Source organism: Aerosakkonema funiforme FACHB-1375 (genome assembly GCF_014696265.1).
GTDB classification, from domain to species: domain Bacteria; phylum Cyanobacteriota; class Cyanobacteriia; order Cyanobacteriales; family Aerosakkonemataceae; genus Aerosakkonema; species Aerosakkonema funiforme_A.
Genome location: NZ_JACJPW010000018.1, coordinates 1 through 18,899 on the forward strand (window position 1 = coordinate 1; position 18,899 = coordinate 18,899).

Here is an 18,899-nt window from a genome sequence, read left to right on the forward strand (position 1 = left end):
GCAGAAAAGGATTGAGCAGACTAAAAAGAAGGGAAAACGATTAAATATATGTGGTTTGTTAGAACTAGGCCAAAGCTTTGAATATGGGCTATCTTTAAAAAGTTTTAGAAGCGAGAGTTATATAAAATTGATAGATTGGCAAGCATCGCAAGCTGAACAGAGGTTAAAGGAAACAGGAAAAATAACTGTGGTAGTTCAAGATGGAGGTTCTCCCCATATTAGTAAATTAACTAAAGCTAACTATGAACGATGGCGTCACCAGGGGTTATATATATTTTTATTACCTAGTTATTCGCCAGAATTGAATCACATTGAAATCGAATGGCAAAGGATTAAGGAAGATGAATTAGCTGGTCAAATGTTTGAAGATGAATATGAGTTATCTATGGCAGTGATATCAGCCATAGAATCTCGACAAGCCAGAAATGGGTTAGCAGTCAAAAGGTATCATTTTACTAGAGAAATAATTTAGCAGGGCGGTTGTTTTTGTAATTATTTTTAACACCAGTTCTCGTTTATTTACTGGTGATAATTTCTTGTCTTGAGGGGGCGAGTACTGTTCGCAAAAATCCCAAAAATTAACACCCTATCGAGTCTTGCAAGTTCAAAAGCTTACCAAGAATTCCAGCTAAGCCGTCATTTATATACTTCATTTGTACTAATTGTGCCGATGCACGATATGCCTACGGCACGCTGTGCGAAGGCACTCCTGCAAGTGCCTTAACAAAAGTTCATACAGTGTCGATTACTTTTGTCCGACTACTTACAATCAGCAATACATCGTCACCGCCAATGGTGATAATTTCAAAGGGATGAATGACAGCACCATTTCTGTGTTGATGTTCTTTTCCACTTAAACCATTTAATTTATGAGGTTTTAAGTGTTGGAGAGCTTCATAAACTGAACTTTCGGTTGCCTCGAAAATATCTTCGCTAAACTGAGCGTAATCCGCTGGAGTTTTAATCTTTTGGATGTAGCCACCCATATTGTTTCCATCAGCATAAATGTATGCAACAAATCCATTGCTAGCATTGCCGATCTCTGTTAGCGATCGCGCTTGTTGAATTCCGCTATCGCTAAAACCTGCGTAATATTTTCGCCTGAGTAAAAACCGCTCAAACTTTTTGACCCAACTTTCTACTTCTCCGGTTTGCCATTCAAGTTTTGTGCGTTCGTACCATTCTCGTTCTTGTTCTTTTTTCGAGATTTGACCTATTATTCGCTTACGCGCTAATGCTTCCGAAAACCAAGGTTCGTTGGGAAGTTCAGTAGCATGAAAAATAGCAGAACGGCAATCGCCTTCATCCCTTTTCAAGTAAGGATGAGTTTCAAACATTGGTGGGTGGCGACGACTGGGACGTTCCGAACCGGGTAAATCGTTACCGCTGCGTCGGTGGTTAAATTGTGCCGCTAATTTACCTGCTAATTCATTAAAACTTTTACGATTTTCAAATAATTCTGCCTTATCTTCTTCCGATTCTGGGCGACCGAAATAAGCTTCTACTAAAGGTTCGTGGCACTTTTGTTTGTACCATTCTAACCAGGGAATTTCTTCAATTGGATCGCGCAGCAAACCAAAGCGCAGTTCTAGTAATTTAAAGGTATCTCCCACTGCACAAGAGTTAGCTGTGAGAGTTTGTTCGGTATAACGCCGTTCAATAGCATTCGCTAAATGGTGGACGTAAGCAGCAGGACAAAATGCCAGAATATTGCCACCCGTTGAATAGATTATCAGTTGTGGGATAAGAGCATCTGAAAGCTTGAGATTATCTGCATCAGCGGGAAAGCAGTTATCTAACCACTCTTTCACTTGTTCGCAGTGTGCTGTGTAACGGCGAGACTCTGGCAGTTTTCCGAAAAAAGCAGGTAAGTCGATAAGATTGATTCGATCGAGTAGTGCGGAAGCACCCCGGATATCTTGCAGCTTAGCGGCTTCAAAAACGTAACCTTTTATTTTGGTAGCACCCCCGTAAACTAAGCCAATACGAGTATTCCACGCTTGAGGATTTTCCTGTTGCAAGCCTTCAAAGGTTTGACGTAGTTTTTCGGCGGTGTCTGGAAACTTCAGGTTATCGATTTTTTGCGCTTGTTCTAGAAATGGTTGAATTGCAGCTGGAATACTTTTTCCTTCTTTGAGAGCCTGTCTAATTGTCTGCAACTCAGAGAGATCGAACTGAGGTTTGGGTCGCTCGCCCCAAGCGAGACACCAGGCGATTCCTATCGAAAGCTTCGTTGATATTGTCATCATACCATTGTGCAAGGTTTTCACCGTAAAGGACTTTTTCGTAAATTTAGGTAATGCTACCCAAACTCTTTGCTCTATTTTGACACACCTATGGAAGACCCCCGTTCCAATTAACCGACTAGACTGGTTGCCAAGTTCGGATTTTGCACCTGCTTATAAAGCCCGCCAGCGATTCAAATCGCTGGCTAATAGCAAAAGTCGTCTTTAGACGACTGGTTAAAGAATACCAGTCTACTTTAGTAGACTTGAGCTATCAGCCTGGGGTTTGAACCCCAGGCGGGGTTACAACAAAAATCCAAAAATTCCCCGCAAGGGGATTGAAACTCGCTCTCTCGATGATTGCTGAATCTTGAGTCAGTTTTCAATACTTCCCCGCAAGGGGACGAAAACCTCAAAACTGTTACACAGTGCTTATTGCTAAGTAAACCAACGATCGGCTACTACCACTTGCTGAAAAAAGGACAGTAGCTTATGAAAGCTTTGTTCTGGTGTGTCGGCTTATTCCCCAAATGGGGACGGAAAGATTACGAACTTGCGATCGCTCCTTGCTGCAATTCTCTCACCACCCGTTCCAATTCCGCCACCATCCAACTGCTACTCAACTGGCGGTAAATCTGCAATTGTTCTTGATAAAGCCATAACACCCCTTCCTTACCGCCTCGGAAATAATGCCAAATTTCCTCGCCCGATCGCCTAAAATTAACTAAAATAGTCCGCGCATTGTGCAACTTATCCGCCAGCATCACGCGCTGCACTGGCGGACAAGCATCCCGTAACTGTTGGAGATATTGCTGTTTGTGTTCTTTCCAAGTTGGATATAAACTCGGTTCTGGCTCGGTGCAACCTTCTATAATATGGAAAACGCGATCGCCAAATCGCTGCAAAATTTCCGTTCTCGTTACTTCTCCCCCTCGGTCTTCCAGCGCATCGTGCAATAAAGCGGAAATTGCCTCATCTTCATCTCCCCCATCTTCCAACACCAATGCCGCCACGCTCAACAAATGGGCAATATAAGGAGTACCCGCGATCTTCCGTTGTTGGTCGTTATGAAGTTGCGCCGCATATACCAACGCTTCCTGAAAACGCGAAGTTAAAATTGTCAAACACTGTTCATTCTTCATAATTTTTCCATTCTTGTTCGACTTCTCTCGTCGCCTGTTCTCGTAATTCCACAGGGAGGAGAATTTCTACATTCGGTCGCCACGCACGCAAGCGCTGCATTACGTTAGGATCGCCTTGGCGATATTGCGCTTGGTAATAAGCATCTTGGGGAGAACGCTTGCGCCAAATATTTAAGATCTTTTGTTGTTGTTCTCCCTTTAAGTTCTGCCGAATTAATCGTTCTACTTCCTGATATGCCACTCGCGCAAAGGTAGCATGGCGCATAGTATTGCGGATGTAGCGATTATCCCATTCGCGATCGAACCTCAATAGTAGCAGTTGTGCGGGTTGATAGTAATCAAAACCCCAAACTTCTGCGATCGCTAATTGGATATCATCGGGAGTAGGCAGAGTATTCCTTTGATATCGCCGTTTCAGCGCCACTGGAACTTGTGAATCTTCCCAACTCAAAGGGAGCGAATTTTGAATGCGATCGAGCCGATAATTGCGAAAATCTAATTTTCCCGATTCGTCTTGCGGAATTTCGCCAAACCCACACAAATACGGCCCTCTCTGATAATAATAAATGCAAATCGGATAAACTACCACCGACAAAGTTGTTTGCCATACCGCACTTTCATAAGTTAACAAAATCGGCGGTATAACCTCTTTTTGCCAAAGTTCCCGCAGTTGTGCTTGCCATTCCTCCACGCGATCGATCGAGTCTGGCGGAATCACATATTCCAGATGGATAAAAAAGCGCTGCTGACCATTCAATCGCACCGAAAGATTATCTGCGATCGCCGCCAAATCCGGTTGCGTGAGAAAATCTAAATTGTAAGCTACCAGACGAGAATCTGTTTTTTGGATCGAACTCGGCGTCGGTGGATATTTGCTCACCCGATAATAGCGATTTCCTTGGCGTTTCAGCCACCCGATTTCTATCAAAACTTGCAAATCGCCATAAAGCGATCGCCTTGTCAAGCCAAACAAACGAGTATCGTGCAACAATTCTTTAAGGTTATCCGGTAACAAGTGATGTTCCCGCAAAGATTGTTCAAACGATCGCTCTTTTTCCCGTACTTCCGGCTTCCCTAATTCCCCTTTCCACTTTGACTGAGTTAAGTTGAAATCAGAGCCAAATAACCAAGCAGCAACAGTTTTCGCACAACGGCATTTAGGGTCGTGCAGTGGCGGAATTTCTTCTTCTTTAGTATGAGTGGTAGTAAAAAAAGCATCTCGCCATTCAGGATAAGTAAAATTTTCCGGCAAATTTAACTTAATGCCGGCTTCCCCATACAGAAAGTGCAGCCACACCCACAACCGCACCGCCTGTAGCAATCTTTGTTTTAAATCTCCCCGCGCCAGCCATTGCAGCAGTTCCACGCGAGGAGGTTCATTCCAAAAGGGGTTGACCGTTTCCAAGCTACTCTCCCGATTTCAGCGATTCGCCTTCCTTTCTAAGTATGCCTCATCTTGGAAGCTGGTGCTTCCACCCGTTTGATAGAGTAGCAATAACTCATTCAACCTATTATTTAATGTCAGCCATTCAATTACAACTGTTTCGGGAGCAAACTCAGTCAGGTCTGACCTACCAACACCTGCACATCCAAATCAACACACAGGATGGACTGATTGTACCAGCCGACCTGAAAAATTTATTCCTACCGGAGGAAATGGTATGGAGTCAAGGCGTTGTCATTGAAGGAAAAGCGCCAATTTGGTTGTACGCCTATTTAGTTCACGCTTGTCACCCCGCCGCTTGGGTAGCTTGCTTCGACCCCCGCTTAGGAGAACCAACACCTCAGTCAGGAGGTGCGGTAGTCATCGCTACCCACACTCGCGAAGTTGCACTCGGAGAAGTTCTCAAAGTCAATTTACCCGCAGCCATATTTCGCAAAACAACAGGTACGTAGCAGTAGGGTGTGTTACGCACGGACGAGAAATTGAGTATGGCAACCAAAAATTAAATTGCCGTGCCTAACGCACCCTACTGTTTCCAAAAAACGCAACAAAACAAAAGGAATAAAAATGAATACGATAACTTTACAAAAACAAGTTGAACTGCAAGTCACCGAACTAAAAACCGAAATGGGAATTTATCAAACTCTGGCAATTAACTTAGTAATGTTTCGGGAATTGATAAAAACTGATGTACTCGCACAGATAAAACTTCCTGACGAACTGGACTTGAGCAGAGAAGTTATTTTAGACGGTCAAGCTCCTACTTGGTTGTATGCCAATTTAGTAGAACGCTGTTGGCAAGCGCCTTGGATAGGATGCCATGCCGCTAAAGAAAAATTAATTGTTGTAATTCAAACTCGGATATCAACAATAAGTATAGGCGATGCGATACCTGTATTGCTCAACCGCACTCCTTGTCCGGCAATTTTAATAGGTGGTTCGCCTGACAGCGGCAAAAGCGTTTTGTCGAATGCTTTGCGTTTTAATTTGATGAAAACCGGAGCGGTTGGACGAGTATTTGTACATCGCGCTTCTTGGGATGGTGAGGGAAATTGGGCTTACGAAGGAGCGAATAGGGATTTAGTTAAAAAGCTGATTGTAGAAAATGAGTTTCGATTGCACGAACATCCGGAAACGGCGAAGTTAATACCTAATTTCTTTAAATACCATAGCTCGGCGGTACAGAATTTGCGGGAAGTTGTCGATTTGGTTTTGGTTGATGTGGGTGGGAAACCGCAGACAGAGAAAGCGCCTCTGGTCGAACAATGTACGCACTATATTATTATTAGCAAAGAATCAGATGCGATTCCCAAATGGCACGAGCTTTGCCATCCAAATTTGCAGCCGTTAGCGGTGATTCGCAGCGTCCGACAAAAACGAGAAGAAGTTCTGCAAAAACAACCTTTTTTGGAAATAATTGACGGACGCTGGCGGGAAGGTGAAATCCAGTCTGTCCCCGATATCTTGCTGGAAAATGTGCTTACGGTTTTGCACGCCTAGAGCGCTAGCAGACCCGGATTTTGTATAACGCGCGGCGATCGTTCTTATGAGAGCGATCGCCGCGCGATCGCTTTTATTCCGTACATTATATATAATAAATAATACCTCAACACAAACTAACTACTGAATTACCCCACTTAAAATCGTTGGTTCAATCTCTCTCTGGATATCACTTACAGTAAAATGGTAACTTTTGTTACTAATAATTGCAGGGAAGCGAGTTGGCGTATAGGTTATATTGAACTGAAGTTATTAAAGCCGCTAGCGCAGAGCGTTCCTACCTGACTGGGAATAGTCCCGTGCTGGCGGCGAGGCAAAATTTTATACGTTCTTGACTTGGGGCTTTTATTTATTATGATGACGACCGAACTGGTTGCTTTGCAAACTGCATATACTTCCCTAGAATCAGCCCTGAAGAAAAGCCAAGCGTTACTGGAAGCTACCTTTGAGCAAACTATTATTGGTTTGGCGTACTGTGACTTGCAAGGTAAATTTGTGCGGGTCAATCGTAAGTTTGGCGAACTTGTTGGGAGCGAGATTTCCCAGCTGATAAATAGAACATTTTCAGAAATTACTCATCCCGAAAATCCTCAAATAGCTTCTGTATTGAGCCAACAGTTAATCCAGGGCGAAATAGCCAATTATGAACGGGAAATTTGCTTTCCGCATCGGGATGGAACAGTTGCTTGGGGGCAGCTAACGCTGTCGCTTGTCCGAGAAGAATCGGGCGAGCCAGTGTTTTTGCTTTTGACGATCGCAGATATTACTCAAAACAAAAATCCCGCACAGCAATTACAGCAAAAAGAAACATCCACATCTGAGCAACTAAAAATCTGCCAATTTGCGCTCGAACACGCTGCTGATGCTATCTTTTGGGTAAAATCTGATGCCGAGTTTTGCTATGTCAACTTGGCAGCTTGTCGCTTATCAGGCTACGACCGAGAAGAACTTTTTACCATGAAGGTTTTTCATCTAGACCCCAAGTTTACTCCGGAGATCTGGAAACAGGAATGGGAAAATTTGAAGCAGCAACGCTTTTTGCAATTCGACAGTAACATTCAAGCCAAAGACGGCAGATTTATTCCGGTACAAATTAGCGTTAATTATTTGGAATTTGAAGGCTGCGAGTATAATTGTGCCTTCATGCGCGATATCAGCGATCGCATTTCTGTCGCAACTGCTTTACGAAAGAGCGAACAACAATATGAAACTTTAGCAAGATTGGCACCCGTGGGTATTTTTCGCACCGATGCTGCGGGAAAAACAATATATGCAAACGAGCGTTCGATCGAGATGGTGGGACTGAGATGCGAAATGCTATTAGGGGATGGTTGGATACAAACTATCCATCCTGAAGATCTAGAAGAAGTATTAACAAAATGGTTAAACACAATTAAACAGCATTCCTCCTTTCAATGCGAACATCGCATCGTGCGTCCCGATGGCAGCATTGTTTGGGTGCTAACCCAGGCGATCGCTGAATTGGAAGCTGACGGAACTATAATCGGCTATGTGGGAACGCTCACCGATATTAGCGAACGCAAACGAGTAGAAGCAGAACTAACCCAAGCGCAAAAGTTTCTTGCCTCGGTGCTAGAAAATTTGCCTGTTTCGGTTGTGGCTAAAGAGGCAACCGAATTGCGATTTGTCCTGTGGAATCCGGCGACGACAAACATTTTGGGTTACACTCCAGAAGAAGTGCTGGGCAAAAATGATTATGACTTTTTCCCCAAAGAGCAAGCTGATTTTTTCACAAGTAAAGATAAGGAAGCGCTGAATGCAGGAAAATTCATCGACATTCCGGAAGAGCCAATTCAAATAAAAACGGGAGAAACGCGGTTCTTTCATACGCGGAAAACGGTAATTACTGACAATGACGGCAAACCTCAATATTTGCTGGCGATCGCAGAAGATATTACCGAGCGTAAACTTGCTCTAGAAGCTTTAGCTGAAAATGAAGAACGCTGGCGTCAAATTTTTACAGAAGCACCGATGGGGATGGCGTTAGCTAATATGGATAACCATTCCATAGTTAAAGTAAATCGAGCCATTTGCGAGATGTTGGGCTACACAGAAGCAGAACTGCTGACAATGACGCCTGCTGATGTTACCCACCCAGAAGATATGGACATGGAAAGGTGCTTGATTAATCAGTTAATGTCAGGAAAAATTAACAGCTATCAAATTGAAAAACGCTTTCAAACCAAAAATTATGAAATCATTTGGGTGAATCTAAAAGCGACAATACTACGCCACGGTAATGGCACTATTCGCTACGGACTGGCGATGATAGAAAATATCACCCAACGTAAGGTTCTAGAACGGGAATTAGCTTTGAGACAAGCGCGGTTTGATGCTTTTTTTAAAGCAGCGCCTGCTGGTTTGGTGATTTTAGACGATCGGTTGCGGTACGTGCAAATTAACGAAGCAGCAGCTGAAATTAATGGAGTAGCGATCGAAGAACATTTTGGCAAAACTGGACGCGAAATATTTCCAGAGTTAGCTTCTACGTTAGAGCCTATGTGCCAGCGGATATTAGCGACAGGGGAACCGATGCTCAACATGGAAGTATCCGGCAAAACTCCCAAAGAAGCGGGTATTTTCAGGCATTGGATCGCTTCTTTTTTTCCACTTCCGGGAGAGGATCGTCGCCCAGTAGGTTTGGGGATAGTTGCTGTAGAAATTACCGCTCTCAAACGCGCCGAAGCTGCCTTGAAAGAAAAAGTGGCTAGGGAAAAACTGCTCAATCAGTTGGTGACTCAAATTCGCACTTCTTTTGATTTAGACAAAATTTTGGCAACAGTTGTTAGTTCGCTTCAAAATTTATTTAATGTGGATTCGTGTGCGTTTTCTTGGTATCATCCTTGCTGTTCTACCCTCCCCACCAGCAGGGAAGAAGACGGGGAGGTATGGGAGGTAGTGCATGAAGCTAAAAAACCGCACATTGCCAGCCTTATAGGCATTTACCCCACACAAGCATATGGTTCGATTACACAAAGACTGATCGAAGGGAAAATCATACGAGTGAACGAAGTGGCAACTTGTGGAGATCCAGAATTGCAGCAAGCTTGTATGTCTTCTGGTTATACTTCTGTAATCGCTATACCGATTATGACCAATAGCGGCGAAATTGGTACGATCGGATGTTATCATTCTACGGGTGTGCGTCCCTGGACTGATGCGGAAGTCGAATTTTTGCAAGCTGTGTGCAATCAGTTAGCGATCGCTATTTCGCAAGCCGAACTCTACAACCAAGCTACACAAACAGCCTTGGTAGCGCAAGAAAAAGCGAGGCTTTTAGAAGCAGCTTTGTTTGAATTGAAAAGCGCCCAACTGCAACTAATTCAAAGCGAAAAAATGTCTTCTTTGGGACAAATGGTAGCGGGGATTGCCCATGAAATTAACAATCCCGTTAGCTTTATCTATGGGAATATCGATCACGCCTCTAGATATATTTCCGATTTGCTATCCCTAGTCGAACTTTATGCTCAACATTACCCCCAGCCAGCCAATGCTATTACAGAATTTGAAGAAGATATCGATTTAGATTTCTTAAAATTAGATTTGCCGAAACTGCTCGGTTCTATGAAAATAGGAGCAACGCGCATTCAGGAAATTGTGCGATCGCTGCGAACATTTTCCCGACTTGACGAAGCTGAGAAGAAAGCGATCGATCTTCACGAAGGCTTAGACAGCACCCTCAGATTGCTGGAACATCGTCTCTCTGAAAAGTCGGGACATCCAGCTATTCAAGTGATTAAAAATTATGGCAATTTGCCGTTAGCCGAGTGCTATGCCGGACAATTGAACCAAGTGTTTATGAATTTGCTGACTAATGCCATTGATGCAATTGAAGAAACCTATCAAGGCAGAAGTAAGGAATCGATCAAAGCCAATCCCGGTAAAATTACGATCGCCACAGAGCTAAAAAATTCATCGCGAGTAATCATCAAGATATCGGACAATGGTGCGGGAATTCCAGAGTCAGTAAAAAAACGATTATTTGACCCGTTCTTTACAACTAAAGCTGTGGGCAAAGGAACTGGACTGGGACTTTCGATCAGCTATCAAATTGTGGTAGAGCGTCATTCTGGAGAGTTGCGTTGTGTTTCTTCTCCTGGAAAAGGGACGGAGTTTGCAATCGAAATACCGCTGTAATAACTGGAGGTGGGGAGTGTGCGATCGCTTTTGCCAGACGATTTTGGATTTTGGATTTTGGATTTGCTGGACAACGATCGGACGGAGCTTGAAATTCGGAAAAATTTTTTGATGATTCCCCTTGAAGGGGGAGGCTTGAAACCCCTTTTTTTTGGTCACAAAGCTTTACTTTGTTTGAAGTCTACGGTATCGTGAAATTGAGGGCGAACTAAGTAGTTGCTAGTGTCATAACTGCAAAGGAGATTTCCAAGGCATGAGAAAAATCGGCATCTGCACGTTGGTTTGCGCTGCGATCGCGATCGGACTTGAGGCAACAATACCCAAAATAGCAAAGGCTAACACTGTAAAAAGCGATACCCGCGTCGCACAGATGTTTTTTCCCCCTGTAAGCGATCGACACGCCATCATGGTTTTGGGTCAAGGACAGGTGAGTTTGCCAGCGGACACGGCGCGGATGGAATTTCTTTTCAGTAACAATATCCCCTCTGAGTCACCATCTTCTCCATCGCAAACACAATCGGTCACGCAACGATCGAAGCAAAATTCTCCTTTTCAATCTCAATTTCAACCAACAGTAGCACCACTCACAAAAGAAAGCTTCAAACCGATAGTTGATGCTTTAGTTGCCAGTGGCGTTCCCGCTAACGCCATTGAAGTAATTGTCACTCCCAGCAGTTCCAGTTCATTTCCTTTTCCATTGCCAGGTAGCGAAGGCAGTGCGAAAGTAGTGGTGAAGCTGGACAAACCGACTCGCGATCGCTTGCAACAAATTGTGACAGTAGTTAACGAAGCCGCTCGCCAGAATGGCAAAATTGTTGTCAAAAGCGTGAATGTGCGTTACGCGATGAAAGACTGTCAGCCTTTAGTGCGATCGGCTTACCAAGCAGCAGTGAAAGATGCCAGGAATAGAGCTGAAGCGATCGCGCAAGCAATGAACGTTCGACTGGGAAAAGTACCTTCTGTGGCAGAGTCATTTTTTTACGATTTGTTCGTTCCCTTGTGCAGCGAAGCAACAGAACTTCCTTCTTTTCTGCCATTTGGTAGCAGCGGATCGCGTTACGATCCGAACGATCCGATCGAAGTACAGTTGAGGAGAGATATTTTTGTCACTTATCCGATCGAGTAAACCTTTCGCAATGCTACGAGCAACCAAAAAATATTCACGCAAAGGATCTGTGTTTATTTATAAGATAAATTGAGCGCGATCGCATATTTTTTGCCTTTCAAAAGCTCAAAATCATGCCTTGGCTGATATATAGCAACCGCCAGGGCAGTTAGGGCATCCTAAAACGCCAGAACCAATTCACAGCAAGCATTTCAATTTTGACTTTTGACTTTTGACTTTTGCTATAATATCGATAGGTTAGCTGGTGAGACACCGAAAATGTCAACAGTTAAAGTAGAAATACAACTTTCTTCAGAAGATTTACTAAAAGCCGTCGAGCAGTTAAGCCAGCCGGACTTAGAGATATTTGTATCTCAAGTTATCGCACTACAGGCGCAACGCAAAGCCAATAAGTTGCCCCAAACTGAAGCAGAACTGTTGTTAAAAATTAATCAAGGTATTACCTCAGATACTCAAAAGCGCTATGATGAATTCATTGCCAAAAGAGAGGCAGAAACTCTGACGCCAGACGAGTATAAAGAGTTATTAGATTTAACCGAACAGATAGAAAAACTGCAAGCGGAACGCATAGAATATTTAGCTGAGTTGGCGCGTCTTCGAGGCACTTCGCTAACTGCGGTGATGGAAAATTTGGGTATTCGGACGCTAACTTATGTCTGAAAATCGCATTTTCCTTTTTACCCCAGCGTCAGCACTCCTGCTCCATAATTCACCGTCAACGGCAGCATTTTCAACCACTGCAAACCCAGTAGAGATTCGGGAATTCCGTCCCCAGCCAAAACCGGAATTATGTACTCTTGTCCATCGAGTACAACTCTTCCTTCATATATGTCAAAAAATGCCTCGCCTCGTGCCGTTTGCATGGCTCGTTCACTTTCAATCATAGCCCACCCCAGACTTAGGACATCTTGGTTATCAAGTGCCAGCCAGCCTGTTGTAAATCCTGTATCTAGTAGCGCATCAATAGTGAACCTTTCTCCATCAGCAGCGATTAAATCAATTTCAAAAATTAGCTCGCCGATATCACCGAACCTGCCTGAAATCATATCATTCCACAAGTTCCTGTTTCATTAAGACGCATAATGCCAACCATACCGCTAGGGTACTTTTGACGAGCTTTTTGAACAGCTACTTCTTCATCGGGATCGATAAAATAATCACCGCTGTTTGGCTCAATAACAATGAACCAATCGTAATGATTTTCTATCAATTCAGGGCTGACTCGTGCAAAAACATCCCGATAACGCTGAGAACGCGCATCTTTTTCGGCTTGGCGTCTGGCTAATTCTTCTGGGGGTATTGTGTATTCTGGGAATAGCCTGCCTCGACGACGAGGGCGTTTTGGTGTTGTTTGAGTCATGGTTTGGGTTGCTTATTTAAGTTTCAATAATTATATCCTAGATTTAGATGTGGAGGTGAAGGTGCGATCGCACCTTTTTTTACGACTGTGCGATTAAGAATTTTCTCACACACCATACCCACCACCTCCGGGTGTTTCAATTATAAACACATCCCCCACATTCATCTCCACCACAGCGGTACTACCCAACTCTTCCACAGTTCCATCTTTTCGCTGTACGTAATTTTTACCGACAGCACCCGCTTCGCCACCGTGCAACCCAAAAGGCGCAACAACCCGACGCCCAGATAATATCCCAGCAGTCATTTTTTCCCGGAAACGAATACGTCGAATAACCCCATTTCCGCCACGATGAAGCCCATTACCCCCGCTATTTTGCCGAATAGAAAAAGCCTCCAAAACTACCGGAAATCGCCATTCCAAAACTTCTGGATCGGTGAGGCGAGAATTCGTCATATGCGTGTGAACGGCATCGGTGCCATCGAAATCAGCACCAGCACCAGCACCACCGCAAATCGTTTCATAATATTGATATGTTTCATTCCCAAAAGTGAAGTTATTCATCGTTCCTTGAGAAGCTGCCATTACTCCCAAAGCACCGTACAAAGCATCGGTAATTGCCTGGGAAGTTTCCACATTTCCCGCAACTACAGCAGCTGGATAGTGCGGATTCAACATACAACCTTCGGGAATGATAATTTCTAAAGGTTTGAGGCAACCTGCATTGAGGGGAATGTCATCATTTACTAAAGTGCGGAAGACGTACAAAACTGCGGCTTTGCACACTGCTGCTGGTGCGTTGAAGTTGCTATCCAGTTGCGGGGAAGTTCCGGTAAAATCAATTTTGGCGCTGCGAGTTGATTTGTCGATCGCAATCCTCACCTGAATCTGACTCCCATTATCCAAAGGACAGGTGAAACTGCCATCTTTCAACACATCGATAACGCGACGCACCGACTCTTCCGCATTATCCTGCACAAAACCCATGTAAGCTTGTACCGTTTCTAAATTGTAATGTTCCACCATTTTGTGGAGTTCTTCCATACCTTGTTTGTTAGCAGCAATTTGAGCTTGCAAATCTGCTATATTTTGGGCAGTGTTGCGGGCAGGATAGCTGCCAGATGTGAGAAGTTCTAGCAGTTCCTTTTCCCGAAATTTTCCTGCTTCTACTAATTGGAAATTATCTATTAATATGCCTTCTTGTTCTACATTTGTGCTGTGGGGTGGCATGGAACCTGGGGTGATACCGCCGATGTCGGCATGGTGTCCTCGCGAGGCGACGTAGAACAGAATTTGCTCACCCTCTCTTGTGGGGTGGGCATCCTGCCCGCCCTCCTTACCCTCTCTTGTGGGGTGGGCATCCTGCCCGCCTTCCAGAGTGACAGGCAAGATGCCTGTCCCACAAGAGGAGTTTGCTTGGTTAAATACAGGAGTAATAACGGTAATATCGGGTAAATGAGTGCCGCCGTTGTAGGGATTGTTCAAAACATAAACATCGCCGGGTTTGATATTATCGCCATGATTATCAATTAAACTTTTGACGCTTTCACTCATGGAACCGAGATGGACTGGAATATGCGGCGCATTGGCAACTAATTGTCCGTTGCCATCAAAAATTGCACAGGAAAAATCGAGGCGTTCTTTAATGTTCACGGAAGCCGCAGTGTTTTGCAAAGTGATACCCATTTGTTCGGCGATCGCACGAAACAAATTATTGAAAATCTCCAACATCACCGGGTCGGGAGATTTTAGATTTGGGATTTGGGATTTGGGATGGGAAAGCGGCGATCGATCGCTCTTTTGCAAAATCAAATGATTTCTGTTTGTGAGTTTCGCTTGCCAACCCGGTTCTATGATATTTGTACCAGTTGCTTCTACAATAATTGCAGGGCCAAAAATGCCATCTCCCGGTTGCAAATCCTCCCGTTTGTAAACAGGTGTTTCCTGCCAAGCATCCGCCGCGTACATTTTTACAGTCGCTATAGATGAGGCAGATTCAGTTGTTTTGCTTGCAATTAAAGATTCTGCCGGCACATCAGTTTTACCTACCACCTCAACCGAAACAGCCTCCACAATCAGCAGCTTTTCTGACATAATAAAACCGTAACGTTGGCGATGCGCCTCCTCAAAAAGCTGCCTCATCCCCACAACATCACCAAAATCGACAATCAGCGACGAATCAGTTCCCTCATATCGCAAATGCAGCTTGCAAAAAACCTGTGTATCTTGTGGCACAGGCATCTTGCCTGTGCGGTTCAATTCCTCCTTCCCTTCTGTGACTAACTCCTCCAAAACCTGTTGCAACAACGGCAACAATTCCTCACTCAACTTTGCTTCCACTGCCTTTTCCCGAATCACGCGCACATCCGCCAAACCCATACCATAAGCGGATAAAACACCCGCGTAGGGATGGAGGAACACCTGTTTCATCCCCAACGCATCGGCAATTAAGCAAGCGTGTTGTCCCCCCGCACCGCCGAAACAACAAAGCGTATATTCCGACACATCGTAACCGCGTTGCAGAGAGATTTTTTTAATCGCGTTTGCCATTTTATCGACTGCGATCGCCAAAAATCCCGCCGCCACCTCCTCCGGTTTGGACTCCCCTCCAATCTCCGCCGCCAGTTGTGCAAACTTCTGCCGCACCACCTCTGCATCCAACGGCAAATCGCCATCTTTCCCAAACACCTTCGGGAAAAACTCCGGCTGCAACTTGCCCACCATCACATTGCAATCCGTCACCGTCAGCAGCCCACCCTTGCGATAACAAGCAGGGCCGGGATTTGCGCCCGCCGACTCCGGCCCTACGCGATAACGCGCACCATCAAAGTATAGAATCGAACCTCCACCAGCTGCAACAGTGTGAATTGCCATCATCGGCGTCCGCAATCGCACACCCGCAACTTCTGTCTCAAATGTGCGTTCGTATTGTGGCGCAAACTGTTCTTGTGGAATATCTTGTGGGATGGGCGTCTGGCCTTGTGGGATGGGCGTCTCGCCCGTCCTTAGCAATTTAGGGGCAGGCGGGACGCCTACCCCACAAGATTCATCGACTTTATGGTTGTAATGTGCAACATCGGTGGAAGTACCACCCATATCGAAGGTGATAATTTTATCGAAACCTGCCATCAAACTTGTTTGCACAGCACCAACAATTCCCCCAGCAGGGCCTGATAAAATGCTATCTTTGCCTTGAAATAATTGTGCGTCGGTAAGTCCCCCATTCGATTGCATAAACATCAATTTGGTATTACCCAAATTACTGCTAACCCGCTCTACATATCGCCGTAAAATGGGGGAAAGATAAGCATCCACAACAGTTGTATCGCCGCGACTGACAAGCTTCATCAAAGGGCTGACTTGGTGGGATACGGATACTTGAGTAAAACCTATTCTATGTGCGATATCTGCAACTTGTTTTTCGTGTTTGGGATAGCGATAACCGTGTATGAAAACAATTGCACAGCTGCGAATTCCTTCATAATAAGCTTGTTGTAAAGGTCGAATATAGCCAGTTTGTACGGGAAGTAATTCTTTGCCATCGGCGCTGTAGCGTTCTTCTACTTCGATGACGCGATCGTACAGCATTTCTGGTAGTATAATGTGACGGGCGAAGATATCGGGACGATTTTGATAGCCGATGCGGAGGGCATCTCGGAAACCTTTGCTAATGAGAAGAACAGTGCGATCGCCTTTTCTTTCCAGCAACGCATTCGTCGCCACCGTCGTTCCCATCTTGACGACTTCAATCTCATCAGCTGGAATGGGTGTATCAGCAGTAATTCCCAAAAGATCGCGAATTCCCTGCACTGCTGCATCGGTATAGCGTTCCGGATTTTCTGACAGCAGCTTGTGAATTACGAGATGTCCGTCGGGACGCCGCGCCACTATATCGGTAAACGTACCACCTCGATCGATCCAGAATTGCCAACCACCATTATTTGAATACATGACTAGAAATAATGACCCTAATTTACGGATGCAGATTATTATAGTGCTTTCCACTATCGCTGCGATCGTCTTTTCATTTAGTTTAGGCTTGACTGTAACGAATGCTCTCAAAGGCAAAAATTATTCTGATGTGGGAGTTCCTATGTATACTAATTCCGATGCAGCTTATCATATCGGCTTGGTAATCTACCCTTTAGTTTCCGGTTTACTGATTTTTATCATCAACAAAACCATCTGTAAAAATAGTTTATTAGCCTCAAAGCTAGGTATTCCATTGGTAATAATTTCTTTGTTTTTATATATTCCCTTACTTTGGATTACAGTCAGCTTCTAAAAATCGCTTAATTTATGCCACCCAATCAATTAATGTGCAGCACCACCACCAGTTGCCTTTACCTTTTTGAAGAAGATAATGGCAATACCACTCAGCAATAAAGCGCAACCAACTATGTAAAAACAATCGTTGAAAGCCATCACGAAAGCTTCGCGGCGAACGATATTGCTAATCGCTGCGATCGCTCGATCTCTCGCCGTACTTAAATCCGCCCCCCGACTCACAAAAAACTGGGTCATTTCTTCGATGCGCTGCTGCGTTTGCGGATCGTACAACGAAATAGCATCTCCTAAACGATTGGAATGAAATTGCTCTCGCCGAGTTAGCAAAGTTGCCAAAATTGCAATTCCTAACGAACCGCCCATATTTCGCATCATATTAAACAAACCAGAAGCAGATCCAGCTTGTTCCGCTTCAATTCCAGCAGTAGCAATTGATGAAAGAGGTACCATAATTAAAGGTTGTCCCATAGCGCGAACAAGTTGCGACCAACGTAACTGATCGATACCAGTATCGTGCGTCATATTCGAGTTCATAAAACAGCTGACAGCAAATAAACTGATGCCCACAGCAATCATGATGCGGGTATCGATTTTTTGCATTAACTTAGGCACGAATGGCACTATGAATAATTGCGGCATTCCACCCCACATAATTACTTCACCAATTTGCATCGCATTGTATCTTTGAATTTGGGCTAAGTACAAAGGTAAAATATAGATGGAACCGTACAAACCTACCCCAAGCGATACGTTGACAATACTGGCTAAACCAAAATTGCGCCGTCCTAGCAAACGTAAATTGATAAAAGGTTTTCTCCTGGTAAATTCAATCCAGAAAAATATAGCTAGAAAAATAACGGCTATTACAGTTAAACGCACAATCAAATCGCTAGAAAACCAATCTTTACGACTACCTTCTTCCAAAACAACTTGCAGCGAACCCAAGCCGATCGCCATCGCAATAATTCCGCCCCAATCTCCATCTTTAAGCAGATGCAGTTGTATCGGTTGAGGTTCCACAGCATACCAAACCGCAGCCAGCAACAGCAAACCGGGAAACAAATTTAAGTAAAAAACGTATTGCCAACTGTAATTTTCCGTCAGCCATCCTCCCAAAGTGGGGCCAATTGAGGGTGCAAAAGTTGCTGTAATCGCAAACATCGCTAAACCGATCGTTTGTTTTGCAGGCGGTAGATTTGTGAGAATATAAGTAAACGACATCGGAATTAAAACGCCACCCGTCAACCCCTGCAAGGCGCGAAACACAATCATAGAATTCAAATCCCACGCCCAAGCGCAGCATATAGAAAAGAAAGTAAATAAGCCGGCATTGACTAACAAATACCAGCGCAGGGAAAATACTCGCGATAGCCAGCCTGTTAGCGGAATTACCACAATTTCCGCGACGAGATAAGCGGTAGCAATCCAAGAACCTTCTTCTAAAGTTGCACCCAATGCTGCCTGAATTTGTTGCAAGGAGGCGTTGGTGATTTGGATATCCAACACCGCCATAAATGCGCCCAAGATTGTCCCGAAAAGTCCAATCCAAGTTTTTAAAGGTATGCGATCGTCTGGGGGTTTTTGCGGTGTTTTTTTAGCAGCTGCATCAGTCATAATAACTCCTCACATATCACTTTCGTAGGGTGGGCATTGCCCA

14 protein-coding genes are annotated in these 18,899 nt (G+C 44.4%); 7 read left to right on the forward strand and 7 right to left on the reverse strand.

Annotation, left to right across the window (positions count from 1 at the left end; genetic code table 11):
- Positions 1-472: transposase (locus H6G03_RS09045; RefSeq protein WP_190463999.1), on the forward strand; the 472-nt coding region annotated here is incomplete at its 5' end.
- A 259-nt stretch (positions 473-731) separates the two neighbouring features.
- Here the strand turns inward: H6G03_RS09045 and cas10 are convergent.
- The 3 genes from cas10 to H6G03_RS09060 form a co-directional block, all read right to left on the reverse strand.
- Positions 732-2,249, reverse strand: a complete 1,518-nt coding sequence (gene cas10, locus H6G03_RS09050) for a type III-B CRISPR-associated protein Cas10/Cmr2 (protein ID WP_242057063.1) — start codon at positions 2,247-2,249, stop codon at positions 732-734.
- 521 nt (positions 2,250-2,770) lie between these two features.
- Positions 2,771-3,367, reverse strand: coding sequence for an HD domain-containing protein (locus H6G03_RS09055; RefSeq protein ID WP_190464000.1), 597 nt, complete (start codon positions 3,365-3,367; stop codon positions 2,771-2,773).
- Positions 3,357-4,772, reverse strand: coding sequence for a TIGR03985 family CRISPR-associated protein (locus tag H6G03_RS09060; protein ID WP_190464001.1), 1,416 nt, complete (start codon positions 4,770-4,772; stop codon positions 3,357-3,359). The genes H6G03_RS09055 and H6G03_RS09060 overlap by 11 nt, the downstream gene beginning before the upstream one ends.
- 113 nt (positions 4,773-4,885) lie before the next feature.
- Between H6G03_RS09060 and crn3 the strand changes: the two genes are divergently transcribed.
- The 5 genes from crn3 (at position 4,886) to H6G03_RS09085 (ending at position 12,255) form a co-directional block, all read left to right on the forward strand.
- Complete coding sequence (gene crn3 / locus H6G03_RS09065) at positions 4,886-5,263, forward strand: CRISPR-associated ring nuclease Crn3/Csx3 (RefSeq protein WP_190464002.1); 378 nt, start codon at positions 4,886-4,888, stop codon at positions 5,261-5,263.
- 115 nt (positions 5,264-5,378) lie between these two features.
- Positions 5,379-6,311 (forward strand): CRISPR-associated protein Csx3, encoded by a 933-nt coding sequence (locus tag H6G03_RS09070; RefSeq protein ID WP_190464003.1) that lies wholly within the window; start codon positions 5,379-5,381, stop codon positions 6,309-6,311.
- 354 nt (positions 6,312-6,665) lie between these two features.
- The gene (locus tag H6G03_RS09075; RefSeq protein ID WP_190464004.1) at positions 6,666-10,469 is read left to right on the forward strand and encodes a PAS domain S-box protein; all 3,804 of its coding nucleotides are present in this window, start codon (positions 6,666-6,668) and stop codon (positions 10,467-10,469) included.
- 253 nt (positions 10,470-10,722) lie between these two features.
- Positions 10,723-11,595, forward strand: a complete 873-nt coding sequence (locus H6G03_RS09080; protein ID WP_190464005.1) for an SIMPL domain-containing protein — start codon at positions 10,723-10,725, stop codon at positions 11,593-11,595.
- A gap of 258 nt (positions 11,596-11,853) precedes the next feature.
- Positions 11,854-12,255, forward strand: coding sequence for an STAS/SEC14 domain-containing protein (locus tag H6G03_RS09085; protein WP_190464006.1), 402 nt, complete (start codon positions 11,854-11,856; stop codon positions 12,253-12,255).
- A gap of 17 nt (positions 12,256-12,272) precedes the next feature.
- Here the strand turns inward: H6G03_RS09085 and H6G03_RS09090 are convergent, their stop codons facing one another.
- The 3 genes from H6G03_RS09090 to H6G03_RS09100 all read right to left on the reverse strand — a co-directional run bounded on the left by H6G03_RS09090 (position 12,273) and on the right by H6G03_RS09100 (position 16,906).
- The gene (locus tag H6G03_RS09090; protein ID WP_190464007.1) at positions 12,273-12,641 is read right to left on the reverse strand and encodes an aspartyl protease; all 369 of its coding nucleotides are present in this window, start codon (positions 12,639-12,641) and stop codon (positions 12,273-12,275) included.
- A complete protein-coding gene (locus tag H6G03_RS09095; RefSeq protein WP_190464008.1) occupies positions 12,638-12,955 on the reverse strand; it encodes a hypothetical protein in 318 nt (105 codons plus the stop codon). The genes H6G03_RS09090 and H6G03_RS09095 overlap by 4 nt, the downstream gene beginning before the upstream one ends.
- A gap of 105 nt (positions 12,956-13,060) precedes the next feature.
- A complete protein-coding gene (locus H6G03_RS09100) occupies positions 13,061-16,906 on the reverse strand; it encodes a hydantoinase B/oxoprolinase family protein (protein WP_190464009.1) in 3,846 nt (1,281 codons plus the stop codon).
- Here H6G03_RS09100 and H6G03_RS09105 point away from each other — a divergent pair.
- Entirely contained in the window at positions 16,905-17,240 is a 336-nt protein-coding gene (locus H6G03_RS09105; protein ID WP_190464010.1) for a hypothetical protein, read from the forward strand. The genes H6G03_RS09100 and H6G03_RS09105 overlap by 2 nt on opposite strands.
- Positions 17,241-17,269: 29 nt before the next feature.
- Here H6G03_RS09105 and H6G03_RS09110 read toward each other — a convergent pair whose 3' ends face one another.
- Positions 17,270-18,856, reverse strand: coding sequence for an MDR family MFS transporter (locus tag H6G03_RS09110; RefSeq protein ID WP_190464011.1), 1,587 nt, complete (start codon positions 18,854-18,856; stop codon positions 17,270-17,272).
- Between the last annotated feature and the right edge of the window lie 43 nt (positions 18,857-18,899).

What these genes read in the sequence shown, in the direction of transcription:
- cas10 (WP_242057063.1), bottom strand. Translation starts at nt 2,249, where the DNA reads ATGATGACAATATCAACGAAGCTTTCGATAGGAATCGCCTGGTGTCTC.
- H6G03_RS09055 (WP_190464000.1), bottom strand. Translation starts at nt 3,367, where the DNA reads ATGAAGAATGAACAGTGTTTGACAATTTTAACTTCGCGTTTTCAGGAA.
- crn3 (WP_190464002.1), top strand. Translation starts at nt 4,886, where the DNA reads ATGTCAGCCATTCAATTACAACTGTTTCGGGAGCAAACTCAGTCAGGT.
- H6G03_RS09070 (WP_190464003.1), top strand. Translation starts at nt 5,379, where the DNA reads ATGAATACGATAACTTTACAAAAACAAGTTGAACTGCAAGTCACCGAA.
- H6G03_RS09075 (WP_190464004.1), top strand. Translation starts at nt 6,666, where the DNA reads ATGATGACGACCGAACTGGTTGCTTTGCAAACTGCATATACTTCCCTA.
- H6G03_RS09080 (WP_190464005.1), top strand. Translation starts at nt 10,723, where the DNA reads ATGAGAAAAATCGGCATCTGCACGTTGGTTTGCGCTGCGATCGCGATC.
- H6G03_RS09085 (WP_190464006.1), top strand. Translation starts at nt 11,854, where the DNA reads ATGTCAACAGTTAAAGTAGAAATACAACTTTCTTCAGAAGATTTACTA.
- H6G03_RS09090 (WP_190464007.1), bottom strand. Translation starts at nt 12,641, where the DNA reads ATGATTTCAGGCAGGTTCGGTGATATCGGCGAGCTAATTTTTGAAATT.
- H6G03_RS09095 (WP_190464008.1), bottom strand. Translation starts at nt 12,955, where the DNA reads ATGACTCAAACAACACCAAAACGCCCTCGTCGTCGAGGCAGGCTATTC.
- H6G03_RS09105 (WP_190464010.1), top strand. Translation starts at nt 16,905, where the DNA reads ATGACTAGAAATAATGACCCTAATTTACGGATGCAGATTATTATAGTG.
- H6G03_RS09100 (WP_190464009.1), bottom strand. Translation starts at nt 16,906, where the DNA reads ATGTATTCAAATAATGGTGGTTGGCAATTCTGGATCGATCGAGGTGGT.
- H6G03_RS09110 (WP_190464011.1), bottom strand. Translation starts at nt 18,856, where the DNA reads ATGACTGATGCAGCTGCTAAAAAAACACCGCAAAAACCCCCAGACGAT.